The organism is Vibrio sp. 10N.286.52.C3, assembly GCF_041468865.1.
Classification (GTDB): domain Bacteria; phylum Pseudomonadota; class Gammaproteobacteria; order Enterobacterales; family Vibrionaceae; genus Vibrio; species Vibrio crassostreae_C.
The window spans coordinates 1-502 of the sequence record NZ_JBFRJM010000111.1 but is presented as its reverse complement, the minus strand read 5'-3'; the positions used below and the strand labels follow the sequence as shown (position 1 = coordinate 502).

At 50.8% G+C, this 502-nt stretch carries 1 protein-coding gene; it reads left to right on the top strand.

Annotated elements, in window-relative coordinates; all coding sequences use genetic code 11:
* Positions 1-502: transposase (locus tag AB4138_RS23505; protein ID WP_372307912.1), on the top strand; the 502-nt coding region annotated here is incomplete at both ends.

The window sequence follows — 502 nt, the reverse complement described above, 5'->3', positions numbered from 1 at the left end:
ATCCAAGTCAGTGAGAAGTTCGCCCCGCTGTATGCCGCCTTGAAAGAGCACCTACTTCAACAAGTGGTGGTTCAAGCGGATGAAACGCCGCTCAATGTGCTCAAAGAAGAGAAGCAGTGTTATATGTGGCTCTACTGCTCAGGCGCTGACTCACCCGAAGCGGCACTGCCGAATGTGAAAAATATTGCCTTGTACGACTATCAAAACAGTCGCGCGAGGGCGTGTCCCGTGGACTTTTTAGGTGACTACAACGGTTATCTACAAACCGATGGCTACGCGGCTTATGATGGACTTCATCACGTCACCAAGGTAGGGTGCTTAGCGCATGCTCGTCGCAAGTTCATGGATGCTAAAAAGCTTCAAGGGAAAGGTAAATCGGGCAAGGCTGATAAGGCGCTGGCTAAAATCCAAAAACTCTACGGGATAGAATCACGCTTAAAAGGTGCGCCTGCCGAAGAGCGAAAAGCAGAGCGTCAAGCGCTTGCCAAGCCGATACTGGATG